At 69.0% G+C, this 23,581-nt stretch carries 23 protein-coding genes; 11 read left to right on the top strand and 12 right to left on the bottom strand.

Features of this window, described 5'->3' with window-relative positions; all coding sequences use genetic code 11:
* Positions 1-70: 70 nt before the first annotated feature.
* From ACFSCU_RS16540 to ACFSCU_RS16525, 4 genes are all read right to left on the bottom strand, one after another.
* A complete protein-coding gene (locus ACFSCU_RS16540; RefSeq protein ID WP_180549316.1) occupies positions 71-1,090 on the bottom strand; it encodes a class 1 fructose-bisphosphatase in 1,020 nt (339 codons plus the stop codon).
* Positions 1,087-3,855, bottom strand: coding sequence for an aminopeptidase N (gene pepN, locus ACFSCU_RS16535; protein ID WP_377561173.1), 2,769 nt, complete (start codon positions 3,853-3,855; stop codon positions 1,087-1,089). Before pepN ends, ACFSCU_RS16540 begins: the two co-directional genes overlap by 4 nt.
* A 78-nt stretch (positions 3,856-3,933) precedes the next feature.
* A protein-coding gene (prfB, locus tag ACFSCU_RS16530) for a peptide chain release factor 2 (protein WP_377561172.1) occupies positions 3,934-5,038 on the bottom strand; the annotation gives its coding sequence in 2 pieces (ribosomal slippage) (positions 3,934-4,956 and positions 4,958-5,038; 1,104 coding nt in all).
* A 129-nt stretch (positions 5,039-5,167) separates the two neighbouring features.
* Positions 5,168-6,088, bottom strand: a complete 921-nt coding sequence (locus ACFSCU_RS16525; protein ID WP_180549315.1) for an alpha/beta fold hydrolase — start codon at positions 6,086-6,088, stop codon at positions 5,168-5,170.
* A 26-nt stretch (positions 6,089-6,114) separates the two neighbouring features.
* Here ACFSCU_RS16525 and ACFSCU_RS16520 point away from each other — a divergent pair, with 26 nt between their 5' ends.
* From ACFSCU_RS16520 to plsY, 5 genes are all read left to right on the top strand, one after another.
* On the top strand, positions 6,115-8,061 hold the full coding sequence (locus ACFSCU_RS16520; RefSeq protein WP_377561171.1) for an acyl-CoA synthetase: 1,947 nt from the start codon (positions 6,115-6,117) through the stop codon (positions 8,059-8,061).
* Between the two features lie 46 nt (positions 8,062-8,107).
* Positions 8,108-9,166, top strand: coding sequence for an aldo/keto reductase (locus ACFSCU_RS16515; protein WP_180549313.1), 1,059 nt, complete (start codon positions 8,108-8,110; stop codon positions 9,164-9,166).
* Positions 9,167-9,265: 99 nt separating this feature from the next.
* Positions 9,266-9,535 carry a hypothetical protein gene (locus ACFSCU_RS16510; protein ID WP_180549312.1) on the top strand — a complete coding sequence of 90 codons (270 nt, stop codon included), beginning with the start codon at positions 9,266-9,268 and terminating at the stop codon, positions 9,533-9,535.
* Between the two features lie 9 nt (positions 9,536-9,544).
* On the top strand, positions 9,545-10,045 hold the full coding sequence (locus tag ACFSCU_RS16505) for an aminoacyl-tRNA deacylase (protein WP_180549311.1): 501 nt from the start codon (positions 9,545-9,547) through the stop codon (positions 10,043-10,045).
* Positions 10,046-10,124: 79 nt separating this feature from the next.
* Positions 10,125-10,751, top strand: a complete 627-nt coding sequence (gene plsY / locus ACFSCU_RS16500) for a glycerol-3-phosphate 1-O-acyltransferase PlsY (RefSeq protein WP_180549310.1) — start codon at positions 10,125-10,127, stop codon at positions 10,749-10,751.
* Between the two features lie 85 nt (positions 10,752-10,836).
* On the opposite strand, the gene ACFSCU_RS16495 is transcribed toward plsY, so the two are convergent.
* Positions 10,837-11,469 carry a retropepsin-like aspartic protease family protein gene (locus tag ACFSCU_RS16495; RefSeq protein ID WP_257645546.1) on the bottom strand — a complete coding sequence of 211 codons (633 nt, stop codon included), beginning with the start codon at positions 11,467-11,469 and terminating at the stop codon, positions 10,837-10,839.
* 4 nt (positions 11,470-11,473) lie between these two features.
* Positions 11,474-11,959 (bottom strand): YajQ family cyclic di-GMP-binding protein, encoded by a 486-nt coding sequence (locus ACFSCU_RS16490; protein WP_180549309.1) that lies wholly within the window; start codon positions 11,957-11,959, stop codon positions 11,474-11,476.
* Between the two features lie 55 nt (positions 11,960-12,014).
* On the opposite strand from ACFSCU_RS16490, the gene murB reads away from it, so the two are divergent.
* The 3 genes from murB (at position 12,015) to ACFSCU_RS16475 (ending at position 13,940) form a co-directional block, all read left to right on the top strand.
* Entirely contained in the window at positions 12,015-13,067 is a 1,053-nt protein-coding gene (murB, locus tag ACFSCU_RS16485; RefSeq protein WP_377561170.1) for a UDP-N-acetylmuramate dehydrogenase, read from the top strand.
* Complete coding sequence (locus ACFSCU_RS16480) at positions 13,064-13,528, top strand: hypothetical protein (protein ID WP_180549308.1); 465 nt, start codon at positions 13,064-13,066, stop codon at positions 13,526-13,528. The genes murB and ACFSCU_RS16480 overlap by 4 nt, the downstream gene beginning before the upstream one ends.
* A gap of 214 nt (positions 13,529-13,742) precedes the next feature.
* The gene (locus ACFSCU_RS16475; RefSeq protein WP_180549307.1) at positions 13,743-13,940 is read left to right on the top strand and encodes a hypothetical protein; all 198 of its coding nucleotides are present in this window, start codon (positions 13,743-13,745) and stop codon (positions 13,938-13,940) included.
* 115 nt (positions 13,941-14,055) lie between these two features.
* Here ACFSCU_RS16475 and ACFSCU_RS16470 read toward each other — a convergent pair whose 3' ends face one another.
* Both ACFSCU_RS16470 and ppnP read right to left on the bottom strand, forming a co-directional pair.
* On the bottom strand, positions 14,056-15,315 hold the full coding sequence (locus tag ACFSCU_RS16470) for an MFS transporter (protein ID WP_180549306.1): 1,260 nt from the start codon (positions 15,313-15,315) through the stop codon (positions 14,056-14,058).
* Between the two features lie 186 nt (positions 15,316-15,501).
* Positions 15,502-15,819: a pyrimidine/purine nucleoside phosphorylase gene (gene ppnP / locus ACFSCU_RS16465; protein WP_180549305.1), complete on the bottom strand. Its 318-nt coding sequence runs from the start codon at positions 15,817-15,819 to the stop codon at positions 15,502-15,504.
* Positions 15,820-15,986: 167 nt separating this feature from the next.
* Here ppnP and ACFSCU_RS16460 point away from each other — a divergent pair, with 167 nt between their 5' ends.
* Together ACFSCU_RS16460 and cysE are read left to right on the top strand one after the other, a co-directional pair.
* The gene (locus ACFSCU_RS16460) at positions 15,987-16,820 is read left to right on the top strand and encodes an RNA methyltransferase (protein ID WP_377561169.1); all 834 of its coding nucleotides are present in this window, start codon (positions 15,987-15,989) and stop codon (positions 16,818-16,820) included.
* 14 nt (positions 16,821-16,834) lie between these two features.
* Complete coding sequence (cysE, locus tag ACFSCU_RS16455; protein ID WP_377561168.1) at positions 16,835-17,605, top strand: serine O-acetyltransferase; 771 nt, start codon at positions 16,835-16,837, stop codon at positions 17,603-17,605.
* A 501-nt stretch (positions 17,606-18,106) separates the two neighbouring features.
* Here cysE and ACFSCU_RS16450 read toward each other — a convergent pair.
* From ACFSCU_RS16450 to yjgA, 3 genes are all read right to left on the bottom strand, one after another.
* A complete protein-coding gene (locus ACFSCU_RS16450) occupies positions 18,107-18,322 on the bottom strand; it encodes a glycine zipper 2TM domain-containing protein (protein ID WP_333705185.1) in 216 nt (71 codons plus the stop codon).
* Positions 18,323-18,522: 200 nt separating this feature from the next.
* Entirely contained in the window at positions 18,523-19,116 is a 594-nt protein-coding gene (gene mog, locus ACFSCU_RS16445) for a molybdopterin adenylyltransferase (RefSeq protein WP_180549304.1), read from the bottom strand.
* Between the two features lie 139 nt (positions 19,117-19,255).
* The gene (yjgA, locus tag ACFSCU_RS16440; protein ID WP_180549303.1) at positions 19,256-19,948 is read right to left on the bottom strand and encodes a ribosome biogenesis factor YjgA; all 693 of its coding nucleotides are present in this window, start codon (positions 19,946-19,948) and stop codon (positions 19,256-19,258) included.
* 42 nt (positions 19,949-19,990) lie between these two features.
* On the opposite strand from yjgA, the gene pmbA reads away from it, so the two are divergent.
* Positions 19,991-21,358, top strand: a complete 1,368-nt coding sequence (pmbA, locus tag ACFSCU_RS16435) for a metalloprotease PmbA (protein ID WP_377561167.1) — start codon at positions 19,991-19,993, stop codon at positions 21,356-21,358.
* A gap of 238 nt (positions 21,359-21,596) precedes the next feature.
* Here pmbA and ACFSCU_RS16430 read toward each other — a convergent pair whose 3' ends face one another.
* The gene (locus ACFSCU_RS16430; protein ID WP_377561166.1) at positions 21,597-23,495 is read right to left on the bottom strand and encodes a DUF6600 domain-containing protein; all 1,899 of its coding nucleotides are present in this window, start codon (positions 23,493-23,495) and stop codon (positions 21,597-21,599) included.
* Positions 23,496-23,581: the final 86 nt, after the last annotated feature.

Below are 23,581 nucleotides of genomic sequence, written 5' to 3'. Positions count from 1 at the left end.
CGCTTGCCCATCAAGCGCTGGCAGCTATGCTTTTTGACAGCACTCGGCCCGACCAACCGGCTTGTGCGGCTCAGGTCGCCGAGCCTGCCTCCAGGTGGTACTGCGTCACCCGGTCCACCTCGTTCCTGCTGCCCAGGATGACGCTCACGCGTTCGTGCAGTTGCGTGGGTTGCACGTCCATGATGCGCTCGCGCCCGTTGGTGGCGGCGCCGCCGGCCTGCTCGATCAGCCAGGCCATGGGGTTGGCCTCGTACATCAGGCGCAGCTTGCCGGGCTTGTTGGGTTCGCGCTTGTCCCAGGGGTACATGAAGATGCCGCCGCGCGTCATGATGCGGTGCACGTCGGCCACCATGCTGGCCACCCAGCGCATGTTGAAGTCCTTAGCCCTAGGGCCGTCCTTGCCGGCCAGGCATTCGTCGATGTAGCGCTTGACCGGGGCGTCCCAGTGGCGCATGTTGCTCATGTTGATGGCGAATTCCCGGGTGTCGGCGGGGATCTGCACCGCGTCCTGCGTCAGCACGAAGCTGCCCATCTCGCGGTCCAGCGTGAACATGGCCACGCCGTCGCCCACCGTCAGCACCAGCGTGGTCTGCGGGCCATAGACGCAGTAGCCGGCCGCCACCTGGCATTTGCCGGGCTGCAGGAAGTCGTTCTCTTCCACGCCGCGGTCGCCCTCGGGCATGCGCAGCACGCTGAAGATGGTGCCGATGCTGACGTTGACGTCGATGTTGCTGGAGCCGTCCAGCGGGTCGATCAGCAACAGGTATTCGCCGCGCGGGTAGCGGTTGGGGATGAGGTAGATGTTGTTCATCTCCTCGCTGGCCATGGCCGCCAGGTGGCCACCCCATTCGTTGGCCTCGATCAGCACCTCGTTGGCGATGATGTCGAGCTTCTTCTGCACCTCGCCCTGCACGTTCTCGCTGCCGGCGCTGCCCAGCACGCCGCCCAGGGCGCCCTTGTTGACGGCGTGGCTGATGGTCTTGCAGGCACGCGCCACCACTTCCAGCAGCAGGCGCAGCTGGCCGGGGATGTGGTCGTCCAGGCGCTGTTTCTCGACCAGGTAGCGGGTGAGGGAGATGCGGTTGCTCATGGGTGGGCCTCGTCAGGGGTGTCGGGGGTGGGGGCGGTGCGTGCTTCGGCGTCGGCCGGCCCGGCCGTGGGGGCGCCGGTTTCGGCCAGTGCGCGCGTGACCACCTCGCGCACGTCGTTGCTCAGGTTGGCCTGCGCGGCGACGCGGGCAATGGCCTCGCGCGCGGCGCTGCGGTAGGGCTCGGCCAGGCGCGCCCAGGCGTCCATGGCGCGGGCCAGGCGGGCGGCCACCTGGGGGTTGAGCGTGTCGAGTTCCAGCACGCGGTCGGCCCAGTAGACGTAGCCGGCGGCGTCGCGCCGGTGGAAGGCGGCCGGGTTGCCGTGGCAGTAGCTGAACACCACGCTGCGCGCGCGGTTGGGGTTGCGCAGGCTGAAGTCGGGGTGCTTCATCAGCTCGCGCACCTGCGGCAGCACGTTGCCGCCGCGGTCGGGCGCGCGGGCCTGCAGTGAGAACCATTTGTCCAGCGCCAGCGGCTCGTCCTTGAACAGGCGGTAGAAGCGTTCCAGCGCGCGGCCGGCCAGCTCGTGCCCGCTGTAGAGCAGGGCGCTGAGGGCGTTCAGGCGGTCGGTCATGTTGCCGGCGTCCTTGGCGCGCTGGTAGGCCTTGCCGGGCCACACGGTGTCGCCGCTGTCGCGCGCGGCCAGGCACAGCATGTGCAGCGCCAGCCCGGCCAGCGCACGGCGGCCGGCCGAGACCGGATCGGGCGTGTAGGCGCCGGTGTGCTCGTTCTGCTCGCAGGCCCACTGCCAGTCGTCACGCAGGTCGGCGGCCAGCTGGCGCTCCATGGCGTCGCACACGGCGTGGATGCGCTGGGGGTCGACCACGTCGAGCTGCTCGGCGATGTAGTCCTCGCCGGGCAGGGTGAGCACCAGTTCCTTGAACGCGGCATCCAGCGTGGGGTGACGCAGCACGGCGCGCAGGGCGGCCACGTAGGCGTCGTTCAGCGGCCTGGTTGGCACGTCGCCGGCGTGCGCTAGCAGCTCGATGGCCTTGCGCAGGCCCAGCTGCTGCCCGGCCTCCCAGCGGTTGAAGGGGTCGCTGTCGTGCGCCAGCAGGTGCAACAGCTGCGCGCTGCTGTAGTCGCAGTCCAGCTCGACGGGGGCCGAGAAGCCGCGCAGCAGCGAGGGCACGGGCTCGGCGTCGACGCTGATGAAGGTCAGCGTGGTCTGCGCTTCGGTCAGCACCACGGTGTGGCTGCCTTCGACTGCGTGCTGCCAGTGCTCCAGCTGCAGCGGCAGGTCGCGCCCGTCCGGCCCCACCAGGCCCATGCGTAGCGGGATGACGAACGGCGCCTTCTGCGGCTGGCCCGGCGTGGCGGGGCAGCTCTGCGACAGAGTCAGCGTGTAGCTGCGCGCGGCGCCGTCGTAACGGCCTTCGGCTTTCACCACCGGCGTGCCGGCCTGGCTGTACCAGCGCTTGAATTGCGGCAGCAGGCGGGCGAGGTCGCTGTCCGGGTTCGCATCGGCCATGGCCTGCGCGAAATCGTCGCAGGTCACGGCCTGGCCGTCGTGGCGCTGGAAGTACAAGTCCATGCCCTTGCAGAAGCCCTCGCGCCCCACCAGCGTCTGGTACATGCGCACCACCTCGGCGCCCTTCTCGTAGATGGTGGTGGTGTAGAAGTTGCTGATCTCCAGGTATTCGTCGGGCCGCACGGGGTGGGCCATGGGGCCGGCGTCTTCGGGGAACTGGGCGGCGCGCAGGTTGATGACGTCCTGGATGCGCTTGACGGCGCGGGCGCTGGGCGTGCCGGCCAGGTCCTGGCTGAATTCCTGGTCGCGGAACACCGTCAGCCCTTCCTTCAGGCTGAGCTGGAACCAGTCGCGGCAGGTGACGCGGTTGCCCGTCCAGTTGTGGAAGTACTCGTGGCCGATCACGCTCTCGATGGCGTCGTAGTCGCCGTCGGTAGCGGTGGCTGGCTTGGCCAGCACGTACTTGGTGTTGAAGATGTTCAGGCCCTTGTTCTCCATCGCGCCGGCGTTGAAGTCGCTGGTGGCCACCACCATGAAGCGCTCCAGGTCCAGCGGCAGGCCAAAGCGCGCCTCGTCCCACAGCACCGAGTGGATCAGCGAGTTCATCGCGTGCTCGGTCTTGTCCAGATCGCCCGGGCGCACGTAGACCTGCAACAGATGTTCTGATCCGGAGCGCGTGGCGATGCGCTGCTCGCGCGCCACCAGCTGGCCGGCCACCAGGGCGAACAGGTAGCTGGGCTTCTTGTGCGGGTCGTGCCAGGTGGCGAAGTGGCGGCCTTCGGGCAGCTCGCCCGCGTCGGTCAGGTTGCCGTTGGACAGCAGCACCGGGTAGCGCGCCTTGTCGGCGCGCAGGGTGACGGTGTAAGTCGCCATCACGTCGGGCCGGTCGAGGAAGTAGGTGATGCGGCGAAAGCCTTCGGCCTCGCACTGCGTGAAGAAGTCGCCACCGCTCATGAACAGCCCCATGAGCTTGCTGTTCTTCTCGGGGTAGCAGGTGGTGAAGATTTCCAGCTCGAACGGCGTGGTTCCCTCGGGCAGGTTCTCCAGCACCAGGGTCTCGCCGTCCATGCGGAAGCTGCAGGCCTGGCCGGCCAGCATCACGCGCGACAGGTTCAGCTCGTCGCCATCCAGGCGCAGCGGCTGCGCCGGCACGTCGGGGTTGCGGCGCAGGCGCATGCGGTTGAGCACCCGAGTCTTGGCCGGGTCGAGGTCGAAGGTGAGTTCGACCGAATCGATCCAGAACGCGGGCGGGGCGTAGTCCAGTCGCCGGGTGACGGCGGGTTGTCCTTCTCGCATGGTGAATCCTTTTAATTCAAAATAAATAGCTGCCAGCGCTTGTCTGGCAAGCTCTGGAGGCCAAAATGGCTTGAAAAATCAAACGCCCTGCTTCAGGCTGGCCTCGATGAAGGCGTCGAGATCGCCGTCCAGCACCTTCTGCGTGTTGCTGATTTCGACGTTGGTGCGCAGGTCCTTGATGCGGCTGTTGTCCAGCACGTAGCTGCGGATCTGGTGGCCCCAGCCGACGTCGGTTTTGCTGTCTTCGAGCTTTTGCTGCTCGTCCAGGCGCTTGCGCATTTCGTGGTCGTACAGGCGGCTGCGCAAGCGCTGCCAGGCCACGTCGCGGTTGCTGTGCTGGCTGCGGCTGTCCTGGCACTGCACCACGATGCCGGTGGGCTCGTGCGTCAGGCGCACGGCCGAATCGGTCTTGTTGATGTGCTGACCGCCGGCGCCCGATGCGCGGTAGGTGTCCACGCGCACGTCGGCGGGGTTGATGTCGATCTCGATCGAGTCGTCGATCTCGGGGTAGACGAACACGCTGGCAAAGCTGGTGTGGCGCCCGCCGGAGGAATCGAACGGGCTCTTGCGCACCAGGCGGTGCACGCCGGTTTCGGTGCGCAGCAGGCCGTAGGCGTATTCGCCCTCGATCTTGATGGTGGCGCCCTTGATGCCGGCGGTGTCGCCGGGCGTCTCGTCCTCGATGTCGGTCTTGAAGCCCTTGCGCTCGGCGTACTTCAGGTACTGGCGCAGCAGCATGCTGGCCCAGTCCTGCGCCTCGGTGCCGCCGGCACCGGCCTGGATGTCGAGGAAGGCGTTGTTGGCGTCGGCGGGCTGGTTGAACATGCGGCGGAACTCGAGTTCTTCCACCGTCTTTTCCAGCTTGGCCACGTCGTCGGCAATGGCCTGCAGGCTGGCCTCGTCGTCCTCGTCGCTGCTCAGCTCGAACAGCTCGGCGTTGTCGGCCAGGTCGCGCGTCAGTTCATCCAGCGTGACGACCACGCCGTCGAGCGCCTTCTTTTCCTTGCCCAGTTCCTGGGCCTTCTTGGGGTCGTTCCAGACGGCCGGGTCTTCCAGCGCGGCGTTGACGGTCCTCAGGCGTTCGGCCTTGGCAGCGTAGTCAAAGATACCCCCGTAGCTCGGCGGTGCGAGCGGTCAGGTCTTCGATCTGGTGGCCAATCTGGTTGATGCGTTCTGCTTCCATGGTGCTTGTTCTCAACAAAAAAACGGGCGCGCCGCACGGGCGCGAAACCGCGAATTTTCTCATGCGGGCGCGGCACCGGCCGCGGGCGCCGAATAGCCCGCCGCACGGGTGCGTTACTGCGCCGCGGCTTCAGCCCAGGAAGGCTTCGACCAGTGCCGCCAGTGCCTGCGGCTGGTCGTGGTGCAGCATGTGGCCGGCGTCCTGGATGACTTCGCGCCGCACGTTGGCCACGGCGTTCAGGCGCTCGTGGAATTCGGCGCGGGTGAAGCGATCGCCCCACCAGCCGGCCAGGCTGTCGTCGCTGGCGTCCACCATCAGCGTGGGTGCCTGGATGGCAGCGTACAGGGCCAGCATCTCGTCGACGCGGAACAGCTGGGCATTGATGATGCGGTGCGCCGCGTCGCCCAGGATGGCGCGGCGCGTGCTGCCATCCGCCTGCAGGCGGTCTTCCGACCATTCGCGCGCCAGCCAGTCGGCCTTGGCCTGCGGCAGGCGGTGGTTGGTCTTCATCAGGCGCGCGGCCACGCCGGGCAGGTCGTCGTAGCTGCGCAGCGCCATCTCGCCGCGGTGCAGGGCCTTGATCTCGTCCAGCCACTTGGCGTAGCGCGCCGGTGCCTGCGTGGGTCGCGTGGCGGGCATGCCGTAGCCCTCCAGGTTGACCAGGCGGCGGATGCGTGCCGGCCGCGTGCCGGCGAACATCATGGCGATGTTGCCGCCCATGCTGTGGCCGACCAGATCGACCGGGCGCTCGCCCGCGTAATGGTCGAGCAGGCATTCCAGATCGCCCAGGTAGTCGGCAAAGCTGTAGTGGTCGCACGCCGGCCCGGTGGACTGGCCGAAGCCGCGCCAGTCGGGCGCGATGATGAAGCGGCCCGCGAAGAAGGCAGGCGACAGCGCGTCGACCATGAACTGGTATGACGCCGCCACGTCCATCCACCCGTGCACCAGCACCAGCGGCTTCGCGGCCGGATCGCCCCACAGGCGGACGTGGTAGCGGTGCAGGCGGATGGGGACGAAGGCGCTGCGCGAGGGGCGTTGGACTTGATACATTGCAGAAATCTTAGAGGAGACAGGCCATGCCCCAGCGTCCAGTCAGCGACAGCGGCGATGACCACCACGCCGCCATGCAGCAGGCGTTCCGCTGGCAGGTGCCAGCGCGCTTCAACATGGCCGAGGTGTGCAGCCGGCGCTGGGCGCAGGCGCCGGATGCTACTGAGAAGATAGCAGTCATCGAGCATGTGGCGGGCGCTGCACCGCGATTGCATTCATATGCCGCGCTGCAGGCGGCGGCCAACCGGTTGTCGAACGCGCTGGCCAAGGTGGGCGTGCGGCGCGATGATCGCGTGGCCATCGTGATGCCGCAGCGCTTCGAAACCGCCGTGGCCTACATCGCCGTGCTGCAGCTGGGCGCCATCGCCATGCCGCTGTCGCAGCTGTTCGGCCCCGAGGCGCTGGAATACCGCATCAACGACGCCGGCGCGCTGGCCGCGATCTGCGACGAGGCCTCGATGGAGGCCTTGCTGTCGGTGCGCGGCAGTTGCCCCACGCTCGCCGTGGTCATCGGCCTGGGGCAGGGCGCCGCGCGCGCCGACCACGACTGGCAAACGCTGCTGGCCACCGCCGCCGACACCTTCGATGCCGCCGACACCGCGGCCGACGACCCCGCCGTGCTGATCTACACCAGCGGCACCACCGGCCCGCCCAAGGGCGCGCTCATCCCCCACCGCGCCCTCATCGGCAACCTGCCCGGCTTCGTCTGCAGCCAGAACTGGTTCGGGTTCGAGCCGACTGCCGAAACGCTTCCTCCCGATGAGACTCCCGCCCCCGCGCGGGGGAGGGCGGGGATGGGGGCGGGCACATCGGGGGCAACGCCCAGTCTGCCGAGCGACCCAAAGACGCAAAGCATCTTCTGGAGTCCGGCAGACTGGGCCTGGACGGGAGGGTTGATGGATGCGCTGCTCCCCACCCTGTACTTCGGCCGCCCCATCGTCGCCTTCAACGGCCGCTTCAGCCCCGAGCTGGCGTTCCAGATCCTCGAGCAGCACCGCGTCACGCACAGCTTCCTGTTCCCGACCGCGCTCAAGGCCATGATGAAGGCCGTGCCGCACCCGCGCCGGCAGCACACGCTGCACCTGCAGGGCCTGATGAGCGCCGGCGAGGCCGTGGGCGACGCGGTGTTCGCCTGGTGCCGCGACGAACTGGGCGTGATCGTCAACGAGATGTTCGGCCAGACCGAGGTCAACTACATCGTCGGCAACTGCGCCATGAATGTGGCCCCCACGCTCCGCACTGACGTGGCTGCGCTGCCCCCCGAGGGGGCGCAACCCGCCCTGGGGCGGCCCGGCGGCGGATTGACTGGCCGCGGTGCCGTCGGCTGGCCCGCCCGGCCCGGCAGCATGGGCCGCGGCTACCCCGGCCACCTGGTCACGGTGATCGACGACGAGGGCGCCGAAGTGCCGCCCGGCGAACCCGGCGAAGTCGCCATCCGCCGCACCGACATCCACGGCGATCCCGATCCGATCTTCTTTCTTGGCTACTGGAACAACGCCGCCGCCACGCGCGCCAAGTTCAGCGGCGATTGGTGGCGCACCGGCGACATGGCGGTGCGCGACGCCGACGGCTACCTCTGGTACCACGGCCGTGCCGACGACGTGTTCAAGGCCGCCGGCTACCGCATCGGTCCGGGGGAGATCGAGAACTGCCTGGTCAAGCACCCGGCCGTGGCCAACTGCGCCGTGGTCCCCAAGCCGGATACGCAGCGCGGTGCCGTGGTGAAGGCCTACGTGGTGTTGACTCCTGATTTCGTAGCTGCTCGCGCCCATCAGGCGGGCTATGGAGGGCAGTTTGACCAGGATTTGATCGCCTCGCTGCAGGAGCACGTCAAAGGCCAGCTGGCGCCCTACGAATACCCCAAGGAGATCGAATTCATCGACCAGCTGCCCATGACCACCACCGGCAAGGTGCAGCGCCGCGTGCTGCGGCTGCAGGAGGAGGAGCGGGCGCGCGCGACGCGCCTCGATTGATGCCGCCTACACTCGGGCCGCCTGTTTTTCGAACCTCACGTTTTTCATGAACACCATTTCCCTCGGCACCAGCGACCTGCGCGTCACCCCCATCTGCCTCGGCACCATGACCTTCGGCGAACAGGTGGACGAGCCCACCTCGCACGCCATCATGGACCGCGCCATCGAGCGCGGCATCAACTTCCTCGACACGGCCGAGATGTACCCCGTGCCGCCCAGCGCGCCCACCTGCGGCGCCACCGAGACCTTCATCGGCCACTGGCTCAAGGCCCGTCCCGGCATGCGCCAGAAGATCGTGCTGGCCAGCAAGGTGGCCGGCCCGTCGCGCGGCATGCCGTGGATTCGCGAAGGGCAAGGCATGACGCCGGCCGACATCGAGGCCTCGTGCCACGCGAGCCTCAAGCGCCTGCAGACCGACGTGATCGACCTCTACCAGATCCACTGGCCCGAGCGCCATGTGCCCGCCTTCGGCAACCTTTACTACGACCCGGCGCAGGAAAAATCCGAAACGCCGATCCGCGCGCAGCTGGAGGCGCTGGCCGGGCTGGTCAAGGCCGGCAAGGTGCGCCACATCGGGTTGTCGAACGAAACGCCCTACGGCGTGCACGAATTCGTCCGCCTGGCCGAGCAGCACGGCCTGCCGCGCATCGTCAGCACGCAGAACCCGTACTGCCTCATTAGCCGCACTTACGACAACGCGCTGGACGAGACCTGCCACCGCCTGAACGTCGGCCTGCTGGCCTATTCGCCGCTCGGCTTCGGCCTGCTCACGGGCAAGTACGACGCAAGCGGTATCCACAGCCCCGAGGCGCCGCGCGGCCGCATGGCGCTGTACGAGCGCATGAAGAGCCAGCGCTGGGGCCGTGAATCGTCGCTGGCCGCGGCCAGGCGCTACAACGACTTGGCGCGCGCCCATGGCCTGACGCCCACGCAACTGGCCCTGGCCTTCTGCTACCGCAGCTGGCGCGTGGCCAGCACCATCATCGGCGTGACCACGCTGGCGCAGCTGGACGAGGACCTGGACGCCTGGAATGTGCAGCTGTCCGACGAACTGCTGGCCGCCTGCGACGCCATCCGGCTGGAGATGCGCGACCCGGCGAACTGATGGGCGCGGGGGGCGTGATGCAGTTCCTTACATCACGATGCACACGCGGTTAACATTTCCATCCCATTCGTACCCCGCTTCGCCCCGCCTTGATTGCCCATGCCCGCCCGCCACAACGAACTGCCGCTGAACGAGAAATCCCTCAACGCCGTCATCGACGCCATGTCGGCCGTCACCCTGTGCCTGACGCAGATCCTGTCGCCCGAGCAGCGCGAGCGTTTCGGCCGTGACCTGGTCACCATGGCCGACATCGCCGGGCGCAAGGGCAAGCTGGAGCTGACCTCGATCCTGCTCGACCTGCGCGCCGCCGTGAAGGCGCGCGAAGAGGAGATCGAGGCCGCCGAGACCGAAGCCGCCAGGCTGGGCTGAGCCACGCCCATGGCCAAGTCCGCGAAGGTCGCCCACGTCAGCGAAACGCCGGCCACCGCGCTGCTGCGCTCGCACGGCGTGGCCTTCACCGAACACCCCTACGACTACGTGGAGCACGGCGGCGCCACGCACAGCGCCGAGGTGCTGGGCTTCGATCCGTTCGCTGTGGTCAAGACCCTGGTCATGCAGGACCAGGACGGCAAGCCGCTCATCGTGCTGATGCACGGCAACCGCAAGGTCAGCACCAAGAACCTGGCGCGCCAGATCGGCGCCAAGTCGGTCGAGCCCTGCGCCCCCGAGGTGGCCAGCCGCCACAGCGGCTACCAGGTGGGCGGCACCTCGCCGTTCGGCACGCGGCGCGCCATGCCGGTGTACATCGAAGAAGGCATCCTGGCCCTGCCGCGCATCGCCCTCAACGGCGGGCGGCGCGGCTACCTCGTCGGCCTTGACCCGCAGGTGTGCGTGCAGCTGCTGGGCGCGCGGCCGGTGCAGTGCGCCATCGATCTCTGAATCCGATTTCACTGGCAAAATATGCCGTTGGCGCCCATCCATCGGGCGCAGGCAGCTATTGATTCAGGAGTACCTCGCCATGAACCTCATGTCCGTGCTGGCGGCCCTGGCCGCCTACCTGATCGGCTCGCTCAGCTTCGCCGTCATCGTCAGCCGCGCCATGGGCCTGTCGGACCCGCGCACCTATGGCAGCGGCAACCCCGGCGCCACCAACGTGCTGCGCTCCGGCAGCAAACCGGCGGCCATCGTCACGCTGCTGCTGGATGCGGCCAAGGGCTGGCTGCCGGTGATGCTGGTGAAGTGGTTCGGCCCGGCCTGGGGGCTGGGCGAGGGCACGCAGGCGCTGGCCGGGCTGGCCGCCTTTCTGGGCCATCTGTACCCGGTGTTCTTCGGCTTCACGGGCGGCAAGGGCGTGGCCACGGCCGTGGGCGTGCTGATCGCGTTCGAGCCGCTGCTGGCGCTGGCCGCGCTGCTCACCTTCGCCATCATCGTGGCCTTCTTCCGCTACGTGTCGCTGGCATCCATCGTGGCGGCCGTGTTCGCGCCGGCCTATTACCTGCTGGTGGATGGCGTGGCCTGGCAGGCCTCGGGCGCCAAGACGCTGGCCATGGTGGCCATGGGCCTGCTGCTGATCTGGCGCCACCGCGAGAACATCCAGCGCCTGCTGGCGGGCACCGAATCCAAGCTGGGTGCCAGGAAGAAATGAGCGGCTGACGCCAGCCGAGTTGCTATCAATAATATAGCTTCTAGCGCCCGTGTGGCGGTCTCTGGAGGCCCAAAACGCTTGAAACTCAGCGCTTGATCAGCATCATCGTGTCGCCGTCGCGCCGCATGCTGAAGCGGTTGAGAAAGCTGTTGCCCAGCAGCACCATGGGCATCGCGGCGGGCGTGACCACGGCGTCGATGTCGTAAGCCGTCACGTCGCCCACGCGCACGGTGTTGAGCTTGAACAGCCAGCCGGGCGCGCTGCCGTTGGCGGTGTTCATCATCACCTGCCGGCCCGCCTTGTAGTTCAGGCCCAGCCGGTCGGCCTCGGCCTGGCCGATGGCGATGGTGGACGCGCCCGTGTCCACCATGAACTGCACTGGCCGGTTGTTGATGCTGCCCGGCGTGAGGAAATGGCCGCGTCCGTCGGCCGTCAGCGCCACGCGGTCGCTGCCGCTGGGCGCTGCGCTGCCCACGCTGGCGGGCGCTTCGCCCACGCGCAGCGTGTGGCGACGGCCGTCGATCAGCACCACGGCCTGGTCGCCGCTGGTGGAGACCACCTTCACGCCCTGGTGCGTCTCGCCCGGCGCCACCGCGCGCGGCGCACCGCCGCCCACCAGCAGCAACGCCTTGTTGCCCAGCATGCCTTGGAGCGAGACGGATTGGGCCGAGGCAGCGCCTGCGCCAAGGAGCAACAAGGTCAGCAGCGTAAGGCGCATTTGCTCAATCCCTGAAGTTGTCGAACGACAGCGGCAGCTCGGCCATGTCCTTGCGCAGCAGCGCCATCACGGCCTGCAGGTCGTCGCGCTTGGCGCCCGTCACGCGCACGCTGTCGCCCTGGATGGCGGCCTGCACCTTCAGCTTGCTGTCCTTGATCAGGCGCTGGATCTTCTTGGCGTCCTCGCCGGCGATGCCGCTTTTCACCTTGATGACCTGCTTGACCTTGTCGCCGCCGATCTTCTGCACCGCGCCCTTGTCGAGAAAGCGCACGTCCACGTTGCGCTTGGTCAGCTTGTTGCGCAGGATGTCCTCGACCTGCTGCAGCTGGAACTCGGCATCGCCCAGCAGGGTGATCTCCTTGTCCTTCAGCTCGATGCCGGCGCTGGTGCCCTTGAAGTCGAAGCGCGTGCCGATCTCCTTGGTGGCGTTCTCCACCGCGTTCTTCACTTCCACCATGTCGGGGTCGCAAACCGTGTCGAATGAGGGCATGGGTGCTGGTCTCCTGTAAGCCGAATGTCGCAAAACCGAATGCGACAATTGTCCCATGTTCATCGAGCGCAACGTGTCCCTGCAGCCCCTCAACAGCTTCGGCATCGCCGCGCGCGCGGCCCTGCTCACGCGCGTGCGCGGCGAGGCCGACGTGCGTGCCGTGCTGGCCGATGCCGAGCTGGCGCCGGCTCCGAAGTTCGTGCTCGGCGGCGGCAGCAACATCGTGCTGACGGGCGATGTGAAGGCCGCGGTGCTGAAGGTGGAAGTGCCAGGCCGCCGCGTGGTGGGCGAGACCGCGCGCCACACCATCGTCGAGGCCGGCGCGGGGGAGAACTGGCACGACTTCGTGACCTGGACGCTGGACCAGGGCCTGCCCGGGCTGGAGAACCTGGCGCTGATCCCCGGCACCGTGGGCGCATCGCCGGTGCAGAACATCGGCGCCTACGGCGTCGAGCTGCAGGACCGCTTTCACGCGCTGGACGCCATCGACCTCCTGACGGGCGAGGTGTTCACGCTGGATGCCGCGCAGTGCGGCTTCGGCTACCGCGATTCGGTGTTCAAGCACGTGCCGGCGCAGCCCGGCGACTTCGGCCTGGCCGGCCGCGCGCTGATCCTGCGCGTGCGCTTTGCGCTGTCCAAACAATGGCAGCCGGTGCTGGGCTACCTCGACATCGAACGCCGCATGGCCGAGGAGGGCGTGACCGCGCCCAGCGCGCGCCAGCTGTACGACTGGATCGTCGCCATCCGCCGCGCCAAGCTGCCCGACCCGGCCGTCGTCGGCAACGCGGGCAGCTTCTTCAAGAACCCCACCGTCACGCCCGAGCAGTGCGCCGACATCATCGGCCGCGACCCCAAGGTGGTGCACTACCCCATGCCCGACGGCAGCGTGAAGCTAGCGGCAGGCTGGCTGATCGACGCCTGCGGCTGGAAGGGCAAGCGCGTGGGCAACGCCGCCGTGTACGAGCGGCAGGCGCTGGTGCTGGTCAACGCCGGCGGCACGCAAACCCCCGCCACCGGCGGCGAGGTGATGACGCTGGCCAAGGCCATCCAGACCAGCGTGTACGAGCGCTTCGGTATCCGACTCGAACCCGAGCCCACCGTGGTGTGAGCACCATCGAGTTGTTTCACCTGCGCCGCGTGCGTGACAAGCCAGGGGCTGTCGATCTGTTGATGCGCCATGCGGGACTGTCCGCCGAGGCGGCGCTGGCCGTGGTGCACCACGCCGTGGGCGGCGGCAAGCCGCAGGTGGCGGTGGCTTCAGACGATGCGGCGCGACAGCTGATCGTGGCGCTGGCGGGCACCGGCTTCATCGCCCGGCGCGCCGCCACCGATGGCTTCGATGCCGCGCAGCATGCCAGCGAGGCCGTGGCGGCCGTGCTGCCGCGCTGCGCTGCGGGCCTGGCCGATGCCGCCGGTGCCTGGCTGCTGCAGGGCGCCTGGGCGCAGGCGCTGGAGCTGGCCCTGCAGCACCTGCAGATGCATTGCCCCGCGCACGACGCCGACCGGCAGCGGCTGCAACGCGCCGCCATCGACACCGGCCTGGTGCGCGGCGTGCCGGGGCGGGTGTGATTCCAATTCCAGATCAAAGCTGCCATAGCTCGTCATTCCGGCGCAAAGCCTGCCCCGTACTGCGATACGGGGCCGCAATCCAGCCGACGTGTGCGGGGAAACATGGATCCCGGCCTTCGCCGGGATGTCGGTGATCGACACCTTGAAGTGGAAATGGAGTGAGCGGGCTGCGGCCTATGATGCCCGCAGGCCGTCGAACGAAAGGAACCACGCCATGCGCCTGTCCACCATCATGGCCGTGCTGCTCATCGGCACGGTGCTGTACATCATCATGGCCGTCATCCGCGCCGCGGCCATTGGCCGCATGGAAGGCATGCAGGACGAGGCGCTGGCCTACCGCCGCAAAGCGGTGCGCGCGGCGGTCTTCGGCGTCGTGGTGCTGGCGGCGGCGGTGGTGACGCGCTGGTTCTGAGGCAGCCTGGCGCCGTCGCAAATAATGGGGAGTATGCTCTTTTTGCGCCCGTGTTTCGGGCGCTGGCGGCCTTAATGGTGGGGAGTATATGGCCCGCCCGGCCTGGCCAGACCCGTCAGGTGGCCACCAGCCGTGTCGAAGGCCCGCGCGTGCGCCAGAACAGCCAGCTGGCAATCGCCAGGTTCAGCAGGTTCCAGCCGATGCCGTTGATGAAGGCCGCATCGTAGCTGCCCGTCATGTCGAACACCCAGCCCGACATCCATCCACCCAGCGCCATGCCCAGCAGCGTGGCCATGATGACGGCGCCGGTGCGCGCGCCGGCCTCGCGCGGCGGAAAGTGCTCGCGCACGATGATGGCGTACGACGGCACGATGCCGCCCTGAAACAGCCCGAACAGCGCCGACACCACGTACAGCGGCACCAGCCCGTCCACGGGCAGGAACATCAGCAGCGCCACGCCCTGCAGCGCCGAGCCCAGCAACAGCGTGCGGATGCCGCCGATGTGGTCGCATATCCAGCCCGACACCAGCCGGCTGATGATGCCGGAAAACAGCATCAGCGACAGCATCTCGGCCCCGCGCGCCGCGCCGTAGCCCAGGTCGGTGCAGTAGGCCACGATGTGCACCTGCGGCATCGACATCGCCACGCAGCAGGCCACGCCGGCCACGCACAGCAGCCACTGCGCGTGCGCCGTCGAGAGGCCGAAGGGCCGATCCGGCGGCCAGATGGTGGCACGCGGCGCCGCGGCCGCCCCGGCCGCCGGCAGCGCCAGCGCGGGCGGGCGCTGGCGCATGTAGAAGGCCAGCAGCGCCATGCCGATGCCGCACACCAGGCCCAGCACGATGTAGGTCGGCCGCCAGCCGTAATGCGTGATGCCCCACTGCGCCAGCGGCGGCCACAGCGTGCCGGCGATGTAGTTACCGCTGGCGCACACCGCCATGGCGATGCCGCGCCGCTTGTTCCACCACAGGCCGGTGTCGGCCATCAGCGGCGCGAAGGTGGCTGCGCCGCCCAGCAGGCCCAGCAGCCCGTGCGCCAGCCCGAACATCCACACATTGCCCGACAGCGCCGCCAGCACGTAACCGGCCAGCACGGCGGCCGAGCCCAGCCACAGCACGCGCGCGATGCCCCAGCGGTCGGCCCAGATGCCGGTGAACAGGCCACCCAGCCCCAGGCACACCATCATCACCGTGTAAGGCATCGACGCCCCCGCACGGCCGATGCCGAACTCGGCCTGCACCGCCGGCAGCACCACGGAGACGACGTACATCGCGCTGTTGCCCAGCGTGACCAGCAGCACCGTCACCAGCAGCCGCCAGGCGGCGGTGCGCGAATCGATCAGGCTGGCGTCGGCAGGGGCAGGGCGGGCGGACATGCGCGGCAGCGTAGCACGCGTTGCGCGCGGCGGCGGTCCGTTGCGTGACCTCCACGACGCTACGACCCAATGGCCGCGCAGCAGCCCATGCCAGCGAACGCCGTGGCCTCAACTCGCGCCGGCCACTGGCGTTGTCCCCCCTCCCGCAGGAGAGGGGGGAAGCGGCGTCAGCCGCTCAGGGGGGTGTTATCCGTAATGGCAGATGTAGTGGTATTGCTCGGCCACGCGAATGTCGAACGACGAATTGGCCGGGATGCTGAACCGCTCGCCGGGGCCGGACGATTTCCACTCGTCGCTGCCGGCCAGCTTGTATTCGCAGCCGCCGCCCACGCACTCCATGATCTCGGCCGCGCCGGTGTTGAAGGTGAGCGTGGCGGGCAGCACCACGCCCACGCTCTTCTTCGTGCCATCGGCCAGCGTGAAGCTGTGCGACACGCACTTGCCGTCGAAGTAGACGTTGGCCTGGGTGGTGAGGGTGACGTTGGGCAGGGTGGCGGTGGTCATGGTGAAGGATGAATGGGCAAAGCCGTGATGTTAGCGAGGCGCGCCCCTCAACCCGGGCTGTGGGAGCGGCCTTGGCCGCGATGGCAAGCTCTGCAGCGGCGAAGCGCCCATCGCGGGCAAGCCCGCTCCCACAAGAGGCGGGGGGCGTGCCGGCGACAATCGCAACCATGGCCATCCCCCGCACGCGCTTCATCCTGATCGACACCAGCCACGCCGGCAACGTGGGCGCGGTGGCGCGGGCGATGAAGGTGATGGGTTTTGACGATCTGGTGCTGGTTAACCCGCGCTGGCCCGACGTGCTGACGCGCACCGAGGCCATCGAGCGCGCCAGCGGCGCCACCGACGTGCTGGCGCGGGCGCGCATCGTGCCCACGCTGGACGAGGCGCTGGGCGGCATGACCCACCTGTGCGCCACGGCGATGACGCCGCGCGACTTTGGACCGCCCACGCGCGCACCGCGGGATCATTTCAGGATGCTATTGAAAAAGGAGCTTCCAGCGCTTGATGGACGGGCGTTGAAGCCTGGTTTGGCATTGAATGCGCCGGAAGGTATCGCCTTCCTGTTCGGCTCCGAGCGTTACGGCATGAAGAACGAGGACGTGTACCGCTGCCACGTTGCGCTCAGCATTCCCACGCACCCCGACTACGGCTCGCTCAACATCGCCGCCGCCGTGCAGCTGATCGCCTACGACTGGCGCCAGGCGTTGAGTGTGCTCGGCCACGGCTTCGACGTGCAACCCGCCACCGCGGCGCCGCAGCACGCCGACGCGGCGCAGGTGGCCGGCATGCTGGCGCACTGGCAGCAGGCGCTGGTCGACATCGGCTTTCTCGACCCCGCTGCGCCCAAGAAGCTGATGCCGCGTCTGCAGCAGCTGTTCAACCGCGCGCAGCCCACGGCGGAGGAGATTCACATCCTGCGCGGCATTGCCAAGGCCATGCAGGGCGCGGCCGCTGCCCACGCCACGAGTGCGGACACAGCGCCGGCAGTGCACAAACGCTAGACTCGCCACCCACCATGTTGCAGCGCATCCGTTCCTACACCCAGGCCATTCTCGAGCGCGACCCGGCCGCGCGCTCGGTGTGGGATGTGGTGTTCTCGTACCCCGGTTTCCACGCCCTGGTGCTGCACCGCATCGCCCACCCGCTGTGGGAGCGCGGCTGGCACTGGCTGGCGCGCTGGATCTCGCACTGGGGGCGCTTTCTCACGGGCATCGAGATCCACCCCGGCGCAAAGATCGGCGAGCGCGTGTTCATCGACCACGGCATGGGCGTGGTGATCGGCGAGACGGCCGAGATCGGCGACGACTGCACCATCTACCAGGGCGTCACGCTGGGCGGCACCTCGCTCGGCAAGGGCACCAAGCGGCACCCCACGCTGGGCAAGGGCGTGGTCGTGGGCGCCAGCAGCCAGGTGCTGGGCGGCTTCACGGTGGGCGACGGGGCCAAGATCGGCTCATCCGCCGTGGTCACCAAGCCGGTGCCCCCGGGCGCCACGGCGGTGGGCAACCCGGCGCGCATCATCGTGGCCGAAGACGCGGCCAAGCGCGAAGAGGCGGCTGCCAAGCTGGGCTTTTCGGCCTACGGCGTGACGCAGAACGACGACCCCGTGAGCCAGGCGCTGCGCGGCCTGATCGACGGCACGGCCAGCCAGGAGCACCAGATCATGCTGCTGTGGCAGGCCATCGAGAAGCTGTCGTGCCAGATCGACCCGAACTGCGTGCCCGACGACGCCACGCGCGAGGAAACCTTCGAGGCCGACAAGCTGAACGAGTTGGTGGGCAAGTAGCGGACGCAGCAGGGGGCGCCCCGGACCACGGCTGCCGCCCAACGCCCCGGCACCGTGGACGATCAAGACAGCTTGTTTATCAAGAAGTCTCAGACTGTGTTGTGGGAGCGGGCTTGCCCGCGATGAGGCGCCTCGTCGCCACCAGCGCTTGATCGCGGGCAAGCCCGCTCGCACACGGCGGATGCGGCCCGTGGGTCATTTGAGACTTCTTGATAGGTCAAGCAAAACAGACACCGCGCCCGCCCAGGGACGGGCCCACCTTCGGTGGCTGCGAGGCGATCCTGCGCGAGGTCGCGCCTATTGTGCGCCGCGCTTTCTGTTGGCTTTGCCGGTGCACCAGGCGCACAGGGGCTTTTCGCTTTCTGAAGGCACGCGGCGGTGTAAGAACTGATCCGCCGCAAGGCCGGCTTTGGGTTGCAGCCTGCCTCAACGCGCCAGGACGGCGGATGCTGCTGAAGGCCGGCGCGGCGATGCATCCGGCGCGCCAGCGTGGCGTTGGAATCAGCGGCGCTTGCCCACCTCGTTGCCGATCAGTGCGCCGGCAGCGGCGCCCCCCACGGTGCCGAGCGTGTTGCCGAACAGCACGTTGCCGGCCACACCGCCGGCCACGGCGCCCACGCCGGTGCCGATCTGTGCATTGGTGGGGGAGGTGGAACAACCCGCGGCGGCCAGCGTGGCGGCGAGGACGGCGGCAAGGCTGTATTGGCGAAGTTTCATGGCGTGGCTCCTTGGTTCAGCACCGCGGCCAATGGGAAATGGAAAAAATTCAAGGACGACCGCGGCGCGCACCTTCAATGTGCCCCGGCCATGTGAAGCGCCGGGTCGGTGTTGTATCCAGGCGCTTGTGGGACATCGCCCTGCTTGCATCCCGTGACACCTGTTGCAGCGCGCCGTGGCGCGGCCACCGCAGGGCGCGCTCAGTCGCGCGCGGGCCGCACCGCGTTCTTGGGTCGGAAGGCCTTGCACACGGCGTCGTTGGTTTCCAGGTAGGGGCCGCCGATCAGGTCGATGCAGTAGGGCACGGCGGCGAAGATGCCGTGCACCTGCGGGTTGCCGGCGTTGTCCTTCAGGCCTTCCAGCGTCTCGGCAATCGCCTTGGGCTGGCCGGGCAGGTTGATGATGAGGCACTGCCCGCGGATCACCGCCACCTGGCGGCTCAGGATGGCCGTGGGCACGAAGGCCAGGCTGATCTGGCGCATCTGCTCGCCAAAGCCCGGCATTTCCTTGTCGGCGACGGCCAGCGTGGCCTCGGGCGTCACGTCGCGCACGGCGGGGCCGGTGCCGCCGGTGGTCAACACCAGGGCGCACCCGGCGTCGACCAACTCGATCAGCGTGCGGCTGATGGTGGCCTGCTCGTCGGGGATCAGGCGCGGCTCGAAGCTGATCGGGTTCTTCAGCGCCTTGCCTAGCCACTCCTGCAGCGCGGGCAGGCCCTTGTCTTCATACGTGCCGCTGGAGGCGCGGTCGCTGATGGAGACGATGCCGATGGTGATGGGGTCGTGTGCGTTCATGCGGGTTCCTTGCTGGGCCAATGACGGATGACAAATGACAAATGACTCCGCCGCTTCGCGGCTTCAATGACAAAGGAGCCGGGCGCCGCGGCCGCGCCTTTGTCATCGAGGCCGCAGGCCGAGGTCATTTGTCATGCAGTCAACCGGCGCGGGCGTCGTTGACGTAGCCCACGTCCTCGGCATCGATGGGTTGCACCTCGGGCGGGTGCGCCTCGGCCTGCGCCAGCGCGGTGTTCACCAACTGGAACAGCTCGCGGAAGGCACGGCTGTTGCGCTGCGCCTGACCCTTGGCTTCGGCCTCTTTGGCGGCGTCGGGCGTGGGCGCATCCTTGCGCGCCTGGCGCACCAGCGCGCGCAGCTGCTGCACGTCGGTGTCGGGGAACTGCGTCACCCAGGCGTTGACGGCGGCGTCTTCGGCGATCAGGCGCTCACGCCAGCGCTCGGCGGCGTGCAGGCGCAGGGTTTCGGCAGCTGGGCCCTTGCGCTGCTCTTCCAATGCGGCGCGCACGGCGGCCAGCTGTTCATCATGAAGCTGGCGCATCAGCTTGCCCACGTACTGGCTCTGGCGGCGCTTGCCTTCGAAGTTGGTGATGCGCTTGAGCTCCTCCAGCCCATCGACCAGCTTGGTGGGCAGATCGAGCGGCTCGAACAGATCGCGCCGCAGCGTCAGCAGCGCCTCGCCCAGCGCCTGCAGCTCGGCGCTCTGCGCCTTCAGCTCGGTCTTGCTGGGGCCATCGCCGCGCAGCTCGGCCTTGAGCTGTTCGTCCAGCTCGCTGCCTTCGGCGACGAACTGGCCGCGGACGAAATAGCCTTTCTTGGGTTTGCGGGACATGGATAGGAATCTGAAAAGTCGAGAAGTATGATAGCCGCCACCATGCAAAACGACTCCAAAGCCCTGCCGGGCTTTTCTTATTCGCGCGCCTTCTTCGAAGAGCTGGTGGACACCGCGCTGGCCCATGCCAAGAAGCTCGGCGCCACCGACGCGGGTGCCGAGGCATCCGAAGGTTCGGGCCTGAGCGTGAGCGTGCGCAAGGGCGAACTGGAGACGGTGGAGCGCAACCGCGACAAGTCGCTGGGCGTGACGGTGTACCTGGGCCAGCGGCGCGGCAATGCCAGCACGTCGGACTTCTCGCGCGCCGCCATCGAGCAGACGGTGCAGGCGGCCTACGACATCGCCCGCTTCACCGCCGAAGACCCGGTGGCCGGCCTGCCGGACGAGGCCGACATCGCCACCGAGCAGCGCGACCTGGACCTGTTCCACCCCTGGCCCATCACCAGCGAGCAGGCGGCCGAGTTGGCGCTGGCCTGCGAGCACGCCGCGCTGGCGGTGGACAAGCGCATCACCAACAGCGAGGGCGCCGGCGTGTCGGCGCAGCAAAGCCATTTCTTTAGCGCGCACACGCACGGCTTTCGTGGGGGCTATGCCAGCTCGCGCCATTCGCTGTCTGTCGCGCCGATTGCCGGCAAGGGCAACGACATGCAGCGCGACTACTGGTACAGCTCGGAGCGCAATGCGCGCGACCTGGCCGCGCCCGAGGCCGTGGGCCGCTACGCCGCCGAGCGCGCGCTGAGCCGGCTGAAGAGCCGCAAAATCGGCACGCGCCAGTGCCCGGTGCTGTTCGAGTCGCCCTTGGCCGCCGGCCTGCTGGGCAGCCTGACGCAGGCGCTGAGCGGCGGCGCGCTGTACCGCAAGACCTCGTTCCTGGTCGATTCGCTGGGCAAGCCGGTGCTGCCCAAGCACATCGACGTGCTCGAAGACCCGTTCGTCGTCGGCGGCAAGGGCTCGTCGCCGTTCGACGAGGAAGGCGTGCGCGTGCAGGCGCGCAAGGTGGTGGATGCGGGGCGGGTGGCGGGCTACTTCCTCAGCACCTATTCGGCGCGCAAGCTGGGCATGAGGACCACCGGCAACGCCGGCGGCTCGCACAACCTCACGCTGCGGTCGCGCCTGACGCGCGCGGGCGACGACCTGGACGAGATGCTGCGCAAGCTGGGCACCGGCCTGTTCGTGATCGAGCTGATGGGCCAGGGCGTGAACTACGTCACCGGCGACTATTCGCGCGGCGCCAGCGGCTTCTGGGTGGAGAACGGCCGCATCGCCTACCCGGTGCAGGAGATCACCATCGCCGGCAACCTTCGCGAGATGTTCTTGGGGCTGCAGGCCGTGGGGGCCGATGCCTACACCTACGGCTCGAAAACCGTGGGTTCGGTGCTCATCGACCGGATGACGGTGGCGGGCAACTGAGTCCGTTTCCACCTCAAGACGTCAACCACCGTCATCCCGGCGAAAGCCGGGCTCCATGTGCTGCGCACGCGCGTCGTCTGGATTCCGGCTGTCGCCGGAATGAAGAAGTTCATGTCGTTTCGATCCGGACGTGGAACGGGCTGCCTTGCGGCCGGCTTGATTTTCAGGCCAAAACCGCCTTCAGCGCCCACCCATCAAGCGCCAGCAGCTATCAATAACGAAGCGCTGGCGTTCGCCTTCACGGCTCCATCATGCCGCGCCGTTCGCGCGGCTCGCGCGGTGCCAGCGCGCCGGAGTCGCGCATCGGCATGGCGCGCTGCTCGCGTTGCGGCATGGCGGGGCGCTCCATCTGGCGCGGCACATGGCCCAGCTCGCCCGACGAGAACGGCCGCTGCGCCGGCATCGGCTGCACGCGCGGCATCTGCGGGGCCGCGGCGGGCGGCGGGTTGATGACCGCCGGGCGCGGCTGCAATTCGCGCACGCGCTCTTCCTGCTGGCGCTGCATCTGCCACTGCTGTTGCTGCGCCTCGCGCACCTGCGGGTTGCGTGGCTGCGGCACGCCCATGTGGGCGCCGTCGCGCTCGGCCTGGTCGCGCAGGTAGCGGTTGCGCTCCAGGCTGCCGGATTCGTAGCGCTCCGGCGGTGCGGGCCGCGCGGGCCGAGCCATCGGCGGCTGGGCATCGTCGCCATGGCGCATGCCGCGGCCGTCGGGCACGGGCAGGCGGGCGGGCGACGGCGCGGGTGCGGCCACGCCGCGGTCGGCGCCGCCACGCGGCGGGCGCGGCTCGCGCACGCCAGCACCTGGGCGATCGGGCCGGTCAGGGCGCAGCGTGGGCAGCGGCGCCTGCGTCTGCACGCCGGGCACCCAGGCGCGCGGCGGCGGGGCGACGATGCGGCTGTCGTTCAGTGCGCCGGACGGCAGGCGGCTGCCGTCGCCGAAGCCGGGCCGGCGGCCGCGCTGGCCACCGCCGAACTGGTCGGCCGGAGCGTAGGTGACGGCGTTGGGGCGGCGATGGAAGTGGTAGCCGTCGGCCGGCGGGCGCACGCGCTCGCGGCCCCAGTTCAGGCCGCGGTGGTAGCGGTCGCTGGCGTGGTAGTGCGGGCGCCAGTATTCGCCCGGCGCCAGCGGGAACCACGCGGCACCGGGGCTGCCCAGCGCCACGCTCCAGTTGTCGCCACCGACGAAGGCCACCAGCGCCGGCGCGTACACCGGGCGCGGGCCGAAGCTGCCGGGCACCCAAGCCCAGCGCGGGCCGATCTGCGCCCAGCGGCCGTAGTGCGAGGGCGCGAAGCCCCAGGGCGCGTCGTCCACCCAGGTCCAGCCCCAGGGCTCCACCCAGGCCCAGCGGCCGTAGCGGTAGGGCGCCCAGTCGGCCACGGTGACCTGCGGGTACCACACGGGGCCGTAGGTGGCGTCCTGCGCCCATTCGCCGTAGGCGTCGAGCTGCTGGTAGCCGGGCACGTCGCGCGGCACGTAGCGGGCCGAGGCCGAGCGGTCTTCCAGCGCATCGCGCTGGGCCACCCACTGGTCGAAACCGTCGCGCACGGCCACGCCGCCGCGCTGCAACGGCTGCAGGTTGCGGCCGGTGAACAGCGCCTGCTGGCGCTGGCCCACGGTGGTGGATTGCCCCGCCTCGCCGTACACCGTGGCCACGCCGGCGTGCACGGTGACGCGCGTGGTGTCGGCGCGCGGATCGACGTCGACGCGGTATTCGCCCGCCTGGCTGGCCACCACGGCCAGGTGTGGGGTGTCGATCTCGACGCGCTCGCCGGGCTGCAGCTGGCGCACGCGCACCGAGGCGGTGCCGTCCATCAGCGCAAACTGCGCGGTGTCGTCGTCCAGCACGGTCACGCTCAGGTCGGCGTGGCCGGTCAGGCGCACGGCGGTCCAGCCGCCGTGCAGTTCGGCGCGCGCGTTGGGGTCGGTGACGAGGCGGGTGCCGGTGGTCGCCGGCCAGTTGATGGAGGCGGGCGCGAAGCGCTGGCCGTCGGTGGCGATCTGCACCGCGCCTTCGGCGGCGCTGATGTAGGCCACGCGTGACGGCGGGTCGGCCTGGGCCCAGCCCAGCACGGGCGCGGCCGCCAGCAGTGCGCCGCCAAGCCAGCGGCGCCAGGGGGAAGAGGTGGGTTGCGTCATGGTGGTCAGAGGCCTCGGGGAACGGAAGCGTTCCTGCCTCTTCATAACGCGCCGGCGCGGGCTTCGGTTTGCCGCGGGCGGTCGCG

Source organism: Ottowia beijingensis (genome assembly GCF_042680925.1).
GTDB classification, from domain to species: Bacteria; Pseudomonadota; Gammaproteobacteria; order Burkholderiales; family Burkholderiaceae_C; genus Ottowia; species Ottowia beijingensis.
This window is presented reverse-complemented; position numbering and strand designations above follow the sequence as displayed.